Source organism: Candidatus Thiodictyon syntrophicum, assembly GCF_002813775.1.
GTDB lineage: Bacteria > Pseudomonadota > Gammaproteobacteria > Chromatiales > Chromatiaceae > Thiodictyon > Thiodictyon syntrophicum.
Genome location: NZ_CP020372.1, coordinates 467,868 through 484,824 on the forward strand (window position 1 = coordinate 467,868; position 16,957 = coordinate 484,824).

The 16,957-nt window shown below is 66.0% G+C and carries 8 protein-coding genes and 1 pseudogene; 1 reads left to right on the forward strand and 8 read right to left on the reverse strand.

What is annotated here, in order from left to right; genetic code table 11:
• Window positions 1-29: 29 nt before the first annotated feature.
• The 8 genes and pseudogenes from THSYN_RS36530 to THSYN_RS33275 all read right to left on the reverse strand — a co-directional run bounded on the left by THSYN_RS36530 (window position 30) and on the right by THSYN_RS33275 (window position 15,641).
• Window positions 30-3,365, reverse strand: coding sequence for an Eco57I restriction-modification methylase domain-containing protein (locus THSYN_RS36530; protein WP_236849080.1), 3,336 nt, complete (start codon window positions 3,363-3,365; stop codon window positions 30-32).
• A 210-nt stretch (window positions 3,366-3,575) separates the two neighbouring features.
• Window positions 3,576-3,971 (reverse strand): hypothetical protein, encoded by a 396-nt coding sequence (locus THSYN_RS36595; protein ID WP_100917962.1) that lies wholly within the window; start codon window positions 3,969-3,971, stop codon window positions 3,576-3,578.
• A 31-nt stretch (window positions 3,972-4,002) separates the two neighbouring features.
• Window positions 4,003-5,337, reverse strand: coding sequence for an ISAs1 family transposase (locus THSYN_RS33255; RefSeq protein ID WP_216644545.1), 1,335 nt, complete (start codon window positions 5,335-5,337; stop codon window positions 4,003-4,005).
• A gap of 68 nt (window positions 5,338-5,405) precedes the next feature.
• On the reverse strand, window positions 5,406-5,678 hold the full coding sequence (locus THSYN_RS33260; protein ID WP_100923305.1) for a hypothetical protein: 273 nt from the start codon (window positions 5,676-5,678) through the stop codon (window positions 5,406-5,408).
• Window positions 5,679-5,684: 6 nt separating this feature from the next.
• Window positions 5,685-8,315 (reverse strand): annotated as a pseudogene (gene drmD / locus THSYN_RS33265) (DISARM system SNF2-like helicase DrmD); the annotation flags it as partial.
• A gap of 12 nt (window positions 8,316-8,327) precedes the next feature.
• Window positions 8,328-8,909 (reverse strand): SNF2-related protein, encoded by a 582-nt coding sequence (locus tag THSYN_RS37100; RefSeq protein ID WP_335582537.1) that lies wholly within the window; start codon window positions 8,907-8,909, stop codon window positions 8,328-8,330.
• Window positions 8,910-9,091: 182 nt separating this feature from the next.
• Window positions 9,092-12,892 carry an EAL domain-containing protein gene (locus THSYN_RS33270; protein WP_100923306.1) on the reverse strand — a complete coding sequence of 1,267 codons (3,801 nt, stop codon included), beginning with the start codon at window positions 12,890-12,892 and terminating at the stop codon, window positions 9,092-9,094.
• A gap of 1,648 nt (window positions 12,893-14,540) precedes the next feature.
• Window positions 14,541-15,641 carry a hypothetical protein gene (locus tag THSYN_RS33275; RefSeq protein WP_100923307.1) on the reverse strand — a complete coding sequence of 367 codons (1,101 nt, stop codon included), beginning with the start codon at window positions 15,639-15,641 and terminating at the stop codon, window positions 14,541-14,543.
• A gap of 135 nt (window positions 15,642-15,776) precedes the next feature.
• Here THSYN_RS33275 and THSYN_RS33280 point away from each other — a divergent pair, with 135 nt between their 5' ends.
• The gene (locus THSYN_RS33280) at window positions 15,777-16,934 is read left to right on the forward strand and encodes an AAA family ATPase (RefSeq protein ID WP_100923308.1); all 1,158 of its coding nucleotides are present in this window, start codon (window positions 15,777-15,779) and stop codon (window positions 16,932-16,934) included.
• The last annotated feature ends 23 nt before the right edge of the window (window positions 16,935-16,957 follow it).

The following is a 16,957-nucleotide window of genomic DNA, read 5'->3' on the forward strand; positions in this document are numbered from 1 at the left end:
CCGACAGACTCCAGGGCAGGGTCGACGTCTTAACAGTCCGGGAAGGGGAAGGTTTCAAAGCAGTCGGATGGGCGATAACCCTGGCGATCTTCCAGCGTAGACGATGTAAACTTCATCCATACTTCTTGAACACTTGATTGCATTACGGCAAAACCAGCTGGAGTTTCAAGCGTAATCACAACCAGGTTCTCACTGTATACAAACACCGGGGATGACCATGATAGGGCAAAGTGTTTACTTGTCCGTGCAATGATCAGCACCCGCTCCAGTGCGCGAAGAGCTGTAACAAGTCCAGGACGCTTCTCGGCGTATTGCCACCATCGCTCACGTAGTGCTTTGCGATTTTGTGCATCACGCTCTGGTTTCACCTTCCGCTCCACGATATCAAGTAAGTCTGGCCAATCCATTGCCACCGGTCCAGGATAATCCGCTGGCACGATGCCCATGCATAGCCATTTCTTACGCCGTGACTCATCTGCCCCTGTCCAGGTTTCTCCCAAGTCATCTCGCCGCAGAGGAAAATCTTCAAAGTTGACCACGTAGCGATGATGGGCATGAGTGGGCGATTCATTGACCTCATCACCGCCAATATATGGAAATATCCGCTCGGAATTCCGAGGGTCGTGTTGGATCAAACGATACATCTCGGCAATGGGTGACGCGACACTCTTGGTGTCGGTGTCATCAAAAGTAAAACCCATGCCAAGCACGATGCTACCCTGGAAGCTCTTATTGGCATTTGCCTCAAGCCGCTTTGGGTCTTCATCGCTTCCCGCGTGGAATAGGTAGGCCGTGATCGTCGGGACCTGCTTGCCGTCCAGTTCAACATCCTCGCTCCAGGCCCCGCGAATACCATTGATGACACTGACGATCACGGCCGCCTCGCCCGGCCACTTGTAGCGCTTGCGCGCCCAGTAAATGCTACCGCCGTGCGTGCGAATCCAGCGCAGCCCGGTGGACCTGGTGTCGCCCTGCCCTATGGTGTTGGTGGCAATGAGTCCGAAACAGCCATCCGGGCGTAGGAGGTCGAAGGCCCGGCGGAAGAAGTGGGCGACAAGGTCGGCATTGCCGTGAGACTCCGGGTGCAGGACCTTGAGCCAGTCGAGGTAGCCGTCGCGGGTGCCTTGGATCAGGGTGTTCTTGCCGGCGAATGGCGGGTTTCCGAGGATGGCGTCGAACCCTTTGCCATCACGCTGAAAGACCTCCGGAAACTCGATCTCCCAGTGAAACGGCACCAGCGGCTTGGCCCCGCCGCGCAGGTCCAGCGCCGGCGCATCCGGCAGGTTCATCAGGTTCCCGGCTTGGAGCTTGTGGGTCAGTTCGGCCCGCAGGGCGTCGCGCTTGAGGTCGCGCGCCTTGTCCTTGTCCGCCCCGAAGAAGGCGGCGATGACGAGATCCCCGACCAGCCGCACCAGTTCCAACGCCTCATCGGCGGTCGCGAGCTTCTGCGCCTTGAGCCGGGGGTCCAGGTCATCGCCGGCCTCCAGGATCTCGCGCCGGACCGCGGTCTCGGCCTTCAGGCGCCGGCCGATGATCTCCTGCCCGAAGGTCGGATGCGGCTCGGGCTTCCAGTGGAAGTCCTCGATCTGACGGCGGCTGAGACCCACCAGCGAGTCACCGGCACGGATGCTGTGATCGAGGAAGGTAAATGGGTGGTCCCGGGCCAGGGTCGCGAGCCACAGCGAGAGCTTGGCCAGGTCCGCGGCCATCGGGTTCTTGTCCACGCCGTAAAGGCAGCGCTGGGCGACCAGTCGGCGGGCGAGCAGGACCTCGTCCTCGTCCAGGGGGATCGGGGGCAACTGGTCGTGGGTGTGCCAGGCCGTGACCAGGGCATCACCCAGGGCGCGGCAGGCGGCCACCAGGAAGGCGCCGGAGCCGACTGCCAGGTCGCAGACCTTGAGGTTCAGGATCTGGTCCGGGGTGGGGCCAAGGTCTGAACCAGCGCCGAGCTGGGCGAGCACCGGCGCCAGGGTGCGCAGAACGATGGGCTCGGTGAGCGTTTGCGGGGTGTAATGGGACCCGCTCTTGCGGCGCTCGTCGGAGGGTTGCAAGACCATCGCGCCCTTGGCGACCAGGCTCGGCGTGGCACCCCGGTGGATGCGCCGCTCCAAAGCGGCGAGCAGGTCATCAAGGTTAGCGGCCTCTTTCAGCGCCTTGGCGGCCTTGGCGTCGAGCTTCTGATCGGCCGCCTCATTGAGCCATTTGGCGCGGTTGGCCGGCTTCTGCGCGAGCAGGTCGGTCAGGTTCACCGCCGGCGGGGCACCGTGCTTTTTTGGCGGCTTGAGCGCGATGGTAGGACCGCCGGCGACCTCCAGTCGGAAGCCCATGATGGTTTCGTAGACGCTGCCGATCTGCTCCACAGCCAGGGTGCGGTAGGAGAGGCGTTCACCGCCGAGCATCAAGAGCCGGTCGAGCACGCGCCAGATTACGCCATCGGCGACGAGTGGGATGGCGCCTGCCCCTCCTTCGAGGAAGGGGAAGCGTTTTGGGTCGAAGAGGTAGCCCTGGCGCGCCGGGATCTGGAGTTGGGGGTGGTGGCAGCCGCCGTGGACGGCGCGGAACAGGGCGAGCAACCGGGACCAGGCGCCATAGCGATGATCCATGGTGTCAGGGTAGTTCTGGGCGTCGGTGCGAAGCTTCTCGAACAGGCCATGCACCGAATAGTGCTGCACATAGAGCGGTGAGCCGGGCATCAGGCCGCGGTCCTCGGCGTAGAGCAGGAACACCAGACGCAGCAGGACGTTGAGCAAGCCGGCGTAGACGCTGTTGGGGTCGCGGGCGAGCACGTCCTTGAGTAGTTCGCCGTAGGCGCGCTCGTCGGCGGCCTGGAAGCCGCGCAACAGGTCGTAGAGTGCCTCCAGCACCTGACCGGAGAGCCGGGTCGACACCAGGCTCTGGTAGTCGCGGCTTTTGGCGAGCACCGCCGGCAGACGTTCAAACGCCGGTCCGGCCAGCAGCCGGGAACGCTTGAGCAGCATGTGGCAGGCGCCCACGATTGGGCGCCCGGCGATCTCAGTCATGGCGGCGACCGGGAAGGTCAGGCTGCCGGCGTTCTCACCGCGCGGGGCATACATGAGCCGCAGTTGGGTACCGTTGGCAAGCAGGCCGATGGGCACCTGGGTCTCGCGTAACAGACGCTCGAAGCGCCGCGCCGGTGAGGCCGACCAGCCGCGGGAGGCGTGGGTGACGGTGGCGTCGAGATCGGTCCCGAGGGGCAGCGACTGGATCAGGAGGAGCCAGGGCCGCGCGGGGTCCGTCGGTTTGGCATCGGCCAGGGCGGCAGTGGGTTCCAGGACTTCGCCGAATTCGCGTAGCGGAACCGAGAGGCTCTCCGGTAACGGACGGGCGGGGTCAAGGCCATACACCAGGGTATCCAGGGTCCCGTCAAAGTCCGGGGGCTTGACGTAGCGGCGGGGGCCTCGGGCGATGCGAAGCGCGCGGGTGACGGTCGGGCGGTAGATCTGGCGAAGACGATCGCGGGGTTGGGCGAGGCGCGCGAAGGGGAAGTGCGCGGGCGCAGGCGAGCGCCAGCCTCCGCCGGAGCGGCCGTGCGTCAGCGTCAGCGGCGTCGGGTGTCAGACGCCGATGGCGGCCAGGGCCCGGCGCGGTTGGTGAGCGAAGGCGCGCAGGGCGCTGGCGATATTGGTAAAGCCGTGCAGACGAGCCAAGGCGATGGCGAAGTTGCGCAGGCTGGCCATGATGGCCGGTCCGTGGCCGACGCGCACGCGCGAGCGATCCTCGTCGAAGGTGACGTCGCGGACATAATGGGAGCGGTTCTCGATGCCCCAGTGGCCGCGGTTGAGTTGCAGGAGTCGCGGCGGGTCGGCCAACTGCGGTGGCAGGCTGGTCACGGCGAACACCGTCTCGTCGCGTTGCTTGCCCGACGTGAGTTCGGTGACGGCGCGTTCGATGCGACAGACCTGGGCGACGTGGGGGAAGTTGACGTAGTCGTTGAGGGCCGTGGAGGCCATCAAGCGGCGCTGCTCCAGGCGCCCATGGCCCTTATCGAGGGTCGTGGTGCAGAGGGGGGAAATGCGCCTCGGTCAGGGCGCTGAGGTCGGCATAGAGGGTGGGCTGATTTTCTTTGACCGTGAAAAAATAGTGGGCCTGTTTCTCCTCGACCAGGAAGCGCGCGGTCTCGCGTTGGGTATGCAGCGCATCGGCGGTGACCACCCGTCCCGTGAGGTCCAAGGGTGCGAGCAGCGGTTTGAGCTCCGGGATCTCGTTGGTCTTGGCCGGGATCTCGCGCTGCGCCACGGTCACGCCCTGATCTTGGAGGAACGCGCTGAGCAGATGCACCTGGGTGCCGTCGGGGCGCACCGCCCCGCGCAGGGCCTTACCATCGACGGCCACGGCATCGTCGGCAGCGACGAGGCCGAGCAGCCAGTCACTCAAGGTGGCATCAATGGCGGCAACGTCGCTGGCTTGCAGGACGCGGCGCAAGGTCGGCTCGGAGGGTGGCTCGAAGCGCTCGGTGCGGGGATTGTAGCGGGCGTGTAGACGCTTGAGTTGGGCCTGGGTCAGGCGCGCTGCCCACTCGGCGAGCGCGGTATAGCCGCGGTTGCCGGCGAGTACGGCGGCGAGGCCGATGCTCAACACCGTGGCCTGGGGATGGCGTTTACCGCGCGGACGGCGCCGATCGGGCAGCGCGCGCAGACGCTGCTGCAGGTCCTGCATCTGGGCCGTGGTCAGGGTGACGGATTGCATTGGCGTGCTCCAAGGGGCGGGTAGCACGGGGGCGCACAACAGCGCCCGGGCGCGTGGGTGCAACGGATAGACGAGTGCCTGCTTGGGTTCGCCATGGGGGGTATAGCGGCCGTTGCAGCGCGCAAAGCCGCGCGTGGTGCCGACCACCTGCCAGTTGGCGGCGCGGTAACAGGCACCGGTAAAACGCGTTGGATCGACGAAGGTCTCGGCCAGCAACAGGCGGTGACCATGGACGCGCAGCCAATCGTCGGACAGGCGCCGCAGGTTCAGCGCCAGGATGCGCGAGGCCAGATTAGGGACGCGCCCGGTGGCGGGGAGGATCAAGAACCGGGCGTTGTTGGCCAGCAGATGCAGGCGTTGATAGTGCAGCACCCGCGGCCAACCGATCCAGGCATCGCGGGCCGCGCACTTGAGCGCCGCCGCCTGCCAGCCGAGCAGCGCCAGCCAGCACCCATCAAGCGTGGCAACGTAGCGTAAGGTCTTGCCGAATAACGAGCGTAGGCCCAGGTAATGATGCGCCTCGACCAGCGCATCCCACGCGTCCCGCTCCCCGGGCAGGATCAGGCGGACCTCCAGACGCCGGAGTAACTCCGACGCGGGGCGGCAGGACTGGCAAGGAATTTCGGCCATGCCGACTGTTGTAAGACATTTCGGGCCGAAAATCCAGTTCTGCGAACATCGGTCACAAGCTCAAGGGGCTACGGGTGAACTCGACGGAGCCCTGCCAGGGTATCGGGCCACTCTAGGAAACTGTGCAGGAACCCGGGCAGATCGGCGATCACGGGAACGGGGTCGGCGGTGCCGATGGTGCCCGCGGTAACGCACTCCAGGAAGCGTTGCTGCTCCTCGCGGCTGTCGCGCGGCAGGATCACCTGCAAATCCACCAGCGCGGCGGGTGAGACCACCAGGCCGTCGGGCTGGAGGTAGCCAAGCCAGGCTTGGTGATCGCGAATGGCGGGATCGGTAGACATTGTGGCTTACCCCGTCACCGGCCAGAGGTAGGCGATCCCCACCGGCTCGATCCGATGGGACGTGGGGGTGTAAAACTCGGCGATGCGGACGGGTTCCTGTCTGAGTTCCTGGTCCACGGTGTTGAGCCAGCGCTCCCAGTAGCGGCGGTTGGACTCGGCCTGACGTATCTCCTCTTTGGGGGCCAGGCCGAGATCAAGGGTGAGCTGAATCGGTTCGCCCAGCGCCTCGGCGACCCGGCGGCGTTGGTCCTCCAGGATGCCGGTGAGTCCGTCGGCTTCGATCCGGCCGCGGTTGAGCAGGCGCTTTTCGGCCTCGTCCCGGGCGAGCTGGCCACGGGTCTGCAGGTAGGGCAACAGCTCGCTGATATCTTGCGCGATGGAACCGAGCAATTGGCCGCGCACCACCGGCGGTACGGTACCGGAGACGTCCGTGCTGGGAAGAAGTGATTTTTCGAGCAGTTCCAGCGTACGTGCTTCAGTGTTGCGGGCGTAGGGCGTGAGTCCCTTGGCGCGGCGTTCAGGCTCGATCCAGCGGGCGGCGATGGGGAGCAGTTCTTCATGCAGGCGCACCGCGCCGCGGCCGTAGAGCGAGAGCCGCCCGAGCAGGACGATGCGGGGCACGGCGTCTTCGGTCTGGGCGAGACAGGCGCGCGAGAGGTCGTGATGGACGAATCCCTGGGACAGGAAGCGCCCCAGCAAGCGTTGGACGACGCGGTGCTCCAGGTGGAGTTGGACCACGTCATCGTCGATGCCTTCCGGCGCGGTGAAGCAGACGGGGCGCACTGGGGAGGTCTTGCGCCACTCGAAGTTGCGGCGCCCGTCGTCGGGCAGGGCGCGCAGGGTGTCCAGGGTTCCGGACCAGGTCGGATCGGCGCCGCGCCGGGTGTCGAGGTTGGGGAAGGTCCAGCGGTGTGGTTCGCCGACTGGCGTTGTGGCGGATCGCAACGGCTCCGTTCCGAGCATCTCCAGGGAACAGGAGAGCGCATCGCGGAACGACTCAAGATCCAGGCCGATCCATTTGCGGGCGTCATTGATGCGGACGCGCAGGGTATCAAGCTGTTTACGCAGCGCGTCTTGGCGTTCGCGGGCGGCCTCCAGCTCTTCTTCGACCACGGCCTGCTTGTCGGCATCGGGACCGGCGTCGTCGATCTCGCGGGCGATCTGCTCGGCAGCCAGGCCCCGGATGCCGGACTTGAGCATGGTCGCAAGCCGGGTGGAAATGACGGGCGAGAGGCTGCCCAACTCCTGGCGGATGCTGTCGGTCTTGCGCACCAGGGCAGCGAGCACCCGATCTTCCGGGCGTTGGGCGTAGACGAAATAGTGACAGTAGACCTCGGGGCTGGGCTGGAGCTTGCGGTCGATGCGGCCGTTGCGCTGCTCCAGCCGGGCCGGGTTCCAGGGCACGTCGAAGTGGAACAGATTCCAGCAATGGGCCTGGAGGTTGAGACCCTCGCGGGCGGCGTCGGTGGCCACGAGGATGCGCAGCGGGTGTTCGGCGGGCGCCTGGTTGAAGGCGCGCTTGATGGCCTCGCGCTTCTCCGGTGGGGTCGGGCCGTGGAAGACCTCGATCCGGTGCTCCGCAAGCTCGGTACCGTCGATGGCGGCCATCAGCATGTTGACGAGGTAGCGCTTGGTGTCGTCGTATTCGGTGAAGATCAGCAGCCGCAGGTCGGTCCAGGCGGCATCTGGATCGAGTGACAGGTCGCCGGGCAGCCGGGCGCCGGGGCACAGGTGCTTGCTTATCCAATCGATCAGATAGCGAATCCGCGCGTCCGGTTGGCCACGGGCGGTCTCGGCGACACTGGTCATCTCGTCCAGGAGCGCGCGCTCGTGGGCAATGTCAGTGTCCGCACTGCGGCCAGCGGTGGCGAGGGTCGCGGCCTCGACGGCGGCGGCGGTCTCCTGTGCCTGGTCTTCTTCGTCCTGTTGTGTGCGCTCATCGTCGGCGTCGGGGGTCTCAGTCAGCAGGCTGAGCGCCGCGCTGGCGGCTGGGCTGGGCGCCCTGGGGGCTTGTTCGCCGGCCCAGATGCGCTCCATGGTCCGCCGGTGGACCTTGAGCGTGCGGGCGAAGGCCTCGACGGAGGAGAGCAGGCGCTGCTGGAGCCCGGAGACCAGCAGCGCCGCCTCGGCCTGTTGGCGGCGGGTGGCGTCCGCGTAACGGGTGTCGCGGGCGCTCCGGTAGGCCTCCAGCAAGCGGGAAAGCCGCAGCTCCGGGGCATCCTCGGGCAGTCCCTGGATGTCGACCTGGACGACGTTGCGCTTGGGGAAGCCGCCGCCGATGGCGCGGATGTCTTCCTTCAGGCGTCGCACCATGACGTCGTCGAGTCGGGATTTGAGGACCTTTACACCGCGGGTGAAGCGGTGGGGATCGAGGATTTCGAGGAGCGCACTGAAGCTGTTGGAATGGCCGTTATGGGGCGTGGCCGAGAGGAACAGGCGGTGCTCGAAGCGTGGGGCCAGGTCGCGGATGGCGCGGGTGAAGCGGGAGTCGATGGCGTAACGGGAGCCACTGGCGGGCGCGGCGTGGTGCGCCTCGTCGAAGATGAACAGCGCGCCCGAGCGCAGGTTGTCCAGCCAGTCACGCAGGGGGCCGACGTAGGTCTCGTCGATCAGTAACCGGTGGGAGACCAGGAAGCGCGGGAAGGTCGTTCAGGGGTTGACGCCGTAGCCGCGCTCCTGGCGGACGCGCTCGATGTAGGCGCGGTCCAGGATCTCGAAGGTAAAACCGAAGCGGGTCTCCAGTTCGTCCTTCCACTGATAGAGCATGGAGGGCGGGCAGGCGACGACGATTTCGCGGGCGCGGCGACGCAGCAGCAGTTCGCTGGCGATGAGTCCGGCCTCGATGGTCTTGCCGAGCCCCACATCGTCGGCAATGAACAGGTTGACGCGGGGCAGCCGCAGCGCCTTGCGCAGCGGTTCAAGTTGATAGGCGTCGATGCGGATGCCAGCGCGGAACGGGGCCTGGAAGAGGTTGGGGTCGGTCGCGGTGACGCAGTTCCAGCGCAGGGTGTGCAGAAAGGCGCCGAAGAAGCGGGGGTTGTCGAAACCTTTCTCACCCAGGTTCTTCCAGGCCTCGTGGTCGAGGATCTCGGTGTCGAGTTCCAGGCCCCAGATGACCTCGATTTTCTCACCTTGCGCGTCGTCGTCAAGGCAGGCGCCACGTACCAGCGCAAGTCCCGGCGCGAGCGGTTCATCGACGATTGCCTCGACCAGGTAAGTACGTGTACGCACCCGAACCGTCTGACCGATCTGCGGGAAGGGCGCGCAGACCGGCTGGTGGGGTCCGCTCGGTGGGCGAGAGAGGGGCCGCGGGTCCATGTCGTTTCCTGGGAAATAGCGGAAGGTCATCATGTCCCCTTGGACGTGGATAGGGCGGATGCAAAGGCCCGGCTGACTCGGGGCCTAGGCGTCGGTCACCTCGAGTCGCTTGCGGCTTGGTCGCTACCGGTGCCCTCCCCCACCGGTGTGCAGTCCGCGAAAAAGCGCTCGTTGAAGGCCTCAATCTCCAGCGCACCGCCATACAGATACCCCTGAGCGAGTTCACAACCATAGGCCACCAGGTAGTCGGCCTGGGCGCTGTCTTCCACCCCCTCGGCGACCAGGGCCAGGCCGAGCGCCCGCCCGAGCGCGATGGCGGCCTTGACGATCTCGGCGGCGCCCTGGTCGCCAGCCATGTCGGCGACCAGGGCGCGGTCGATCTTGAGGGTGCGCGGGTTGAAGCGGCGCAGGTAGCTCAAGGAGGCGTAGCCGGTCCCGAAGTCGTCGATGGCGATCCCCATGCCGGCGCCGCGAATGGCGGCGATAGACTCCGCGATACCATAGGTTTCGCGCGTGAGCATGCGCTCGGTCAGTTCCAGTTCGAGGTCCTGTGGGTTACCACCGTGGCGCCGGATCAGGTCCGGGGGGGTGGCGGCGCCCTGACCGTCGTCCGGATACAGGGTGGACAGGTTCACCGCGAGGCGTCCGAAGGGGCAACCGCGGCGGGTCCAGTCACGGGCCTGACGGGCGGCCTGGCGCAGGACCCAGCCATCCAGGCGGGCGACGGTACCGCGGCGCTCCAGGATAGGGACGAAGTCGCCGGGCAAGAGGGCGCCGAGCCGACGGTGGTGCCAGCGTACCAGGGCCTCCACCGCGTACAAGGCGCCGCTGGCGATGCGTACCTGGGGTTGGTAGACCAGGTGCAGGTCACCGTTGGCGATGGCCTGGGAGAGGCTGCCGACGATCTCCAGTTCGCGCTCCAGGGCGCGGGCCATGTCCGGCGCAAACAGGGCATAGCGGTTGCGTCCCCGACCCTTGGCCTCGTAGAGGGCAACGTCCGCCTGGGCCATCAGGGTGTCGGCATCCAGGGGGTCGTTCACCATGACGACGCCCAGACTGGCCCCGATCCTGATTTCGCGGCCACGGATGGGGATCGGCCGGGCCAGGGCGTCCACCAGCCGATTGGCCAGACGCGCCACCCCGTCCGCGCCGCCGGTGTAGCTCTGGATGATGGCGAACTCGTCGCCCCCCATGCGCGCGACGCTGTCCTCGGCGCGCAACTGGGCACGTAGACGCTCGGCCACGACCTGCAACAGTTCATCGCCGGCGGGGTGTCCCAGGCTGTCGTTGACATCCTTGAAGTGGTCCAGATCCAGCAGATAGAGGGCGAAGGGGGTGTCGTGGCGGCGTAGTCGCGCCAATTCCCGATCGAGGGACTCGCGCAGGAGGTTGCGGTTGGGAAGGCCGGTGAGGGCATCGTGGAAGGCCAGGAAATGGATGCGTTGCTCTTGTTCCAGGCGCTCGCTGATGTCGCGAAAGGTGACCGCGGCCCCGGCCAACTGCCCGTCGACCAGGACTGGATTGCTCCACAACTCGACGGGAACAGCGCTGCCGTCGCGCCGGTACAGGGTCTCCCTGATCCCATGGCGGGCGCGCCCATCCAGGGCCGGGGCGACCAGGGGGCAGTGGGCCAGGGGGTGATTCTCGGCCGCCCGGGAATCGGCATGACCGACGGTCGGACGGTGGATGCGATCGTGAATGACGGTGCCGGTGAGTTCCTCGGGCAGGTAACCGAGCATCCGCGCCGCCGCCGGATTGACGAAGGTCGTGATCCCCAGGCGGTCGACGCCGAGGACACCCTCGGTGGTGGAGATCAGGAGGAGGCGTTCGCGCTCTTCGGCATGACCCAGGGCGACCTGCGCCTGAAAGTAGTCGAGCACGACGGCGGCCAGGTCCGCCGCGGCGGCGATGATCTCGCGCTCGCGCGGCGCCGGTCGACGCGACTCGCGGTGGTAGATGGCGAAGGTGCCGAGGACGCGCCCGGAACGCCCCCGAATGGGGTGAGACCAGCAGGCACGAAGCTCAGTGGTCAGGATGATCTCGCGCAGAGCAGCCCAGTCGGGATGGCTGCGGATATCCTCGCAGACCACGAGCGGATCCTGGTCGCTGACGCTCGCGCAGGTACCGACCCCGGGACCGATCGCGCCCCCGTCCAGCGCGCGGTTGAAGTGCGCCGGGAGTGCGGGGGCCGCCCCTAACCACAGGCGCGGCCCGTCCTGATCCAGAAGATACACGGCAGGCATGGCCCCCGGTTGGGCCTCCGCGATATAGGCCGTGATGGCCTCCAGCACCTCAGCCTGCGGACGGCCGCGGGCCAGGCGCTCCAGGACGCGGCTGCGGCCGTCGAGCAGGACCCGCGTGCGGTGCAGTTCGGTCACGTCCTGGGCAATCCCCTGCACGGCAACGACCTGCCCCTGGAGATTGAACAATGGGCTCTCGGAGACCCGCAGTCGTTTGACGTCGCCGGATTTGACGCGGATCTCGATGTCGTAGGGTTCCTGCCGGGCACCCTCCAAGGCACGTCGGCTGGTTTCCAACGCGGATTGGTTGAGCGGATGATCGGTGAGATGACTGATCCAGGGACCCTCCAGTTCCGCCGGGGTGTAGCCGGTCATGTGTTCGACCGAGGGGCTCAGGTAGGTCATGGGACCCGCCGGCTCACGGCGGTACAGCAGGTACTCCCCGCTCAAGGATGCGATCAGCCCGCGGTACTTCGACTCGCTCTCGCGCAAGGCCCGCTCAGCGCGCTTACGCGCGGTGATGTCTTCCTTGACCGCGACGAAATTGACGATGTCCCCGCGATCGTCGCGCACCGGGGAGATGGTGGCGGCCTCCCAATACAGGGAGGTGTCGCGGCGGCGGTTGCACAGTTCCCCCTTCCAAACCCGCCCGGCCGAGATGGCCCGCCACAATGCCTGATAGAAGGTTGCGTCTTGCGCGCCGGACTTCAGGAGCCGCGGGTTGCGACCCAATACCTCGTCCTCGCGATAGCCGGTGACTTCGCAGAAGCGGGGGTTGACATACTCGATGGTGCCCTCGGTGTCGGTGATGATCACGGAGACGGGGCTCTGCTGCACGGCGCGCTGAAACTGGCGCAGGCGCACGCGGGAGGGCGCCGTGGTCGAGGGTACGCCGGCTCGACCGTCCCCGCGATCGGGCAATGCCGCGCCGATGAGTCCGCGCAGCGCCAGGACCCCCGCCAGCGCGCCGTCGGGGTGCACTACTGCCAGGGTGTGGACCTTGCGGGACCGAAACAGGGCGCGGGCCTCGGCAAGGGAGGCACTGGCGGCGACGGTGTTGAGGGTGACCACCTTGTCCGATTGATCGATCAGCCTGGTGGCGAGCAAATCGGCACCAGCACGCAAGCGGGCCAGCAGACTGCCTTCGGTGACGATGACGAGGGGCTGCGCCCCCCGCGTGACGACTGCACAATCGCTCGGCGCGGTTGCAACGGCCATCAGGACTTGGGCCAGGGTCGCCTCAGGACCCAAGGTCGCGGGACTGAGGTCCATGATGTCCGCGACCGTTAGGGCGCTGGTCAATTGCGCCGCGGACAGGTGCTGAAAGAAGTCGGTCTCGCTTACGATCCCGGCCGGGGTGCCATCACGTCCCGTCACGACCAGGTGCCGCAGGCCGGTGCGGCGCATCCGTCCGTAGGCGCTCGCAAGCGGGGTGTGTGCCGGAAGGCGCAGCACCGGATAGCTCATCAGGGCTGCCACCGGGGTCACGAAGGCGGTCCCACGGGCGGCGGCAGTGATCAGGTCATGACCCGTGACGATGCCGACCAGGGCGCCGCCGTCGTGGACGAGGACTGAGCGGATCCGGCGCGTAGTCATCTGATCCAGGGCGACAGAGAGGGGCGCGTCCGCGGCAATGGTCGCGACGTCCTTGGTCATGATGTCTTGAAGACTGGGGGGTGGAAGTACCCTGGTACGGCTCAAACCCGATCACTCCAGCCCGCAAGGGGCTTGGCTGTGCGATAAATGGGGTAAGTCTATTCGGCGTGGCGCCTTGATGCTACAGCGGACGCGGGGCAGCGGTGCAGGAGCACAGGATTGGGGTAGCGTGCCAGCGCAAGGTATGCGACAGGGAGATTATGGGTCGAAAGCAGAAAAGGAGTTGTTGCGGCCACTGCCGCGGTACTAGAACTGTACTAAATACTACTTAATGTACTAGAGGCAGGACAGTTCAGGAAAAGCGCCTATTTGCAATGTCTTAGATGGTGTTGGAGCGGCTCTTCGGGGGAAAAGGGACGGCTGTCCGTGGGAAGGGGGCCGGTCAAGCGTGGGAAAGGGGCCGGTCGAAACGGGGAAGATGGACGGTAGAGCGTGGGAAAAGGGACGGTATGGCTGTGGATAAGGTGGCGGCTGGCTAGGCCGGCGCGGGGCGCTTGGGGCAATGGGATGTCTGGCTCGGGGCCGGATCGAGGGATGGCGGGGTGGCTTCGGAGCGCCTCAGGCCATTGAAAAGATTGCGTGCATGTTGGTGTTTCGCGGGGCCTTAGGGGGTTGCTGACGGAGGGTTTCCGTGGGAAAGAGGACGGGGCAGGATGGGTGGGGCAGCGCGTGCTCGGGGGCGCGAGCGGGGCGCTTGGGTCGATCGAGCGGCTGGGTCGGCGGGACCGGGCGCTGGCGCAGTGGCGCTGCCGGTTCGGAAGGGTTGGGTAAGAAGTGACATAAGTATCAGATATCGTTGTGTTCACTGGGTGGGTTGCGTGGGAAAAGGGACGGGGCGCGAGCACGACTTTGGCACTGGTGGAGACTGCTGGACCGGCAAGTACAGGGGCACGCCAAGCGGTCCAGGTCGACGGCTGCGGTCAGTGTCGGTGGTAAACCTGGCAGTGGGGCAGCGGTTCGGGGCGCGACGGTGTAGGTGCATTGGGGCTCGTCGGGCTCGCCGGCATGGCGCAGTGGCCCGGGGATGGTCTGTGTAGGGCGTGCGGCGGGGTTCCAGGCGCGCGTTCCGGGGGAAAGAGGACGGGGGGCCAAGGGGCTGGATCCCCGCGGGGATGGGTGGGCTTAGGGCTATGGCGCCCGCGCTGCCCCAAGAGTTGAAAGTGGCGGTCGCCATGGCCGTAGGGTCACCTCGCCCTCTCCCAGGAGGAGAGGGCGATGGGGAGCGCGCTCCCCGGGAAAGTGTAACGGTAAGGCATTGGATAGACGATGGAAACCGGTTTTTCGGTGAAACCGGGGGTGCGTGCTTGGGGGGCACGGGGGCGGATGGGGAGCGATTGCGAGGGCTGGCGGTTAGCGGTCCGCGCGGTTCAAGGGGCCTTTCGTGGGAAAGAGGACGGCGGTCGCAGTGGGTGAACCCAGGGGGCTCGAGGGCATTGATGAGCCCTGGGTAGGTGTCGGTGGACTCGGGTTGGGCCGTAAAGGCACGCGCGCGCTCGCCCGTGGACCGTGGAGCGTGGGAAAAAGGACGGGGCTGCGGTAGCGGTTGGTGGCGGCGCGGTCCGCTCCAGCGGGGGGAGCAGGGCGGCGGCCTGGCTGGTTACGCCGTTTCGTGGGAAACAGGACGGGGGCGCAGCGGATCGGCGGGCAGTTACTTGCGGCGAAAAAAGGTCACCGCGAGCAGCCAGGGTGTGCGCCGACCGGTGCCGGTAATGGCGAAGCACTCGAGGAACTGAAGGGTGATGAGCTTCTGCAGTTGCGGGATGGCCTCGCGCTTGCGGTCGCGCAGTTCGCCGAAGGCGCCGATGCTGGCGAAAAACTCCGTCAGTGGGATCGAGAAGGTGCGGTTGCTGCGTTGGCTTGCGAGCGAGCGGTGCATGGCCTTGCCAAGGGGCGACAGTTGGCGGCGGATGTCGAAGTCCAGGAAGGTGCGGTATTCCTCCAGCCACTGGGAGACCAAGGGGTGGAACTGGACGTAGTAACAGGCGTCTTCGGCCGTGGCGACGTACTCGATGAAGATCAGTTGAATGGGTTTCCCATGGAAGGCGTCGCCGCCCTTGGGCTTCTGGAACTTCAGGGTGATCGCGGCGAGGTTCTCCATGCTCTCGCGGCGCTTGGTGATTGCCCGCCCGCCCCAGCCGCGCGGCGGTGTGTAGCCCTGAATCACGGATTCCAGTTGGGACACCAGGCAGTAGAGGGCGTGAACGCGCACCGGATTACCCGGCGCCAGGCCGCTGAGCGCGACGGTTGGCGGTGCCGGTATGGGTAGTCGGTCGGCGGGTCCGGTCATGCCCTGCTGGCGCATGTTCATCAAACCAAACAGGGTGTCTTCGTCGTACACCGTCAGTGCCGGGCCGGCCTTGTAAACGCCGCCGCCGTCCCAGCGAGACTCCAGGGCGATCCAATCTGCCGCGGCGGCAAGTTCGCGGGCGGTACTGCGTTGAACCGGGGGGAAGAGCGGCAGACGCGTCAAGGGTGTCGGGTACTCGGCTGAGGGGAAGAGTTCAAACTGCTCGATGCCGCGCTCACGCAGAAAGCGTTCGAGTCGGGCGTTGGCCTCGGCAATCACCTTGGGTCCAGGTACACCGGCATTGGTGCGTCGCAAGGCCTTGGTGCGGGGTGCGGGGCTGGTGGGCGCGGCGGCCGGCGCGGTGCGTTGCTGCTTGACCGAGCGCTCCCGGGCCTGGCGTTCCAGGCGTTCGAGGGTTCGCTTGAGGTCCCTGGGGGCGCCGTCTTGTTGGTCGTCTTGCATGGGGAGGCACGAAAAATCATCGATTTTCAGTCACCAAGATAGACATTGAAGCATGGTTTCGTCAAGCCAGGATTGGCCAAATGCGAAGATAGTGCTGTAATTGGGCCAAATCGATCACCAGAGGAGACGAAAGCAATGCGCGCCAAGCGTTCCATCGAAGACCTGTTGGGCCGGATCCAGGGGGTGCGGGACCGCCTTAAGGATTACAACCTTGCCCCGGACCATGTCAAGCGTGACACGCGCCTCTATGCGATGCGGGAGGCGGCAGAACTGATCGGCAGGAGCGACCAGACGATCCGGGATGCCGAGGCGGAGGGCAAACTCCCGACACCGGAAATTGGTCGCAACGGGAAGCGGATCGGCTATACCCTCGCGCAGATCAATGCTGCGCGCGACGTTTTGGGTACGCGCCTGAGGCGAGGGGCGGACGAGGAGCCGGTCGTTATCGGGTGCCAGTCCTTCAAGGGTGGTTCCGGGAAGACCACGACGGCGGTGCATCTGACGCAATACCTGGCGCGGCAGGGTCTACGGGTCTTGTTGGTGGATTGCGATCCGCAGGCCTCGGCGACTGCAATCTTCGGCTATGTGCCGGAGGCCGACCTGAGCCCGGATGAGACGCTCTTGCCGTTCCTGGAGGGGGACCGGGCCGATCTGGCATACGCGGTGAGACCAACCTACTTCGACGGCGTCTTTCTGGTGCCTTCCAATTTGCACCTGTATCGCTCGGAGTACACCCTGGCGGCGGGCACCGCGAAGTTGGATCGGCTCAAGGACGGCATCGACACGATTGCGGTGAATTTCGATGTGGTGGTGATCGACCCTCCCCCTTCGCTGGGCATGATCAGCCTGAACGCGCTGTACGCGAGCAACGCGTTGATCATCCCGATGTCCCTTGGCCTGCTGGACTTCTACAGTACCGTTTCGTTCATCCAGATGCTCAACGAGACGCTGGACGTGATCGAGCGCCGCGTCGGCACGGTGCGATCGAAGTTCGTGAAGGTCCTGATGACGCGGGTCAATGAGGTAAAGCCCGTGCACGTCCAGTTGGCCGATCATCTGCAGGCGAGTTTCGGCACCTACCTGATGAAGGCGCGAATGCACGACTCCGCGGCGGTGGATAACGCGGGCGTCATGATGAGAACGGTCTACGAACTGGAGAAGACCGCGGCGAACCGCAAGACACTCCTGCGTGCGATGATGCTGTTTGATCTGGTGAACGCCGAAATCCTGACGCTGGTGCGGTCCACCTGGCCGAGCCACCACAAGGCGCTACGGGCACAGGGGTTGATGTAATCAGTTGGTGGGAGGAGATGACT

Coding starts and splice junctions, on each gene's coding strand:
- THSYN_RS36595 (WP_100917962.1), bottom strand. CDS start 3,971: ATGGCCTCCACGGCCCTCAACGACTACGTCAACTTCCCCCACGTCGCC.
- THSYN_RS33255 (WP_216644545.1), bottom strand. CDS start 5,337: ATGGCCGAAATTCCTTGCCAGTCCTGCCGCCCCGCGTCGGAGTTACTC.
- THSYN_RS33260 (WP_100923305.1), bottom strand. CDS start 5,678: ATGTCTACCGATCCCGCCATTCGCGATCACCAAGCCTGGCTTGGCTAC.
- THSYN_RS33270 (WP_100923306.1), bottom strand. CDS start 12,892: ATGACCAAGGACGTCGCGACCATTGCCGCGGACGCGCCCCTCTCTGTC.
- THSYN_RS33275 (WP_100923307.1), bottom strand. CDS start 15,641: ATGCAAGACGACCAACAAGACGGCGCCCCCAGGGACCTCAAGCGAACC.
- THSYN_RS33280 (WP_100923308.1), top strand. CDS start 15,777: ATGCGCGCCAAGCGTTCCATCGAAGACCTGTTGGGCCGGATCCAGGGG.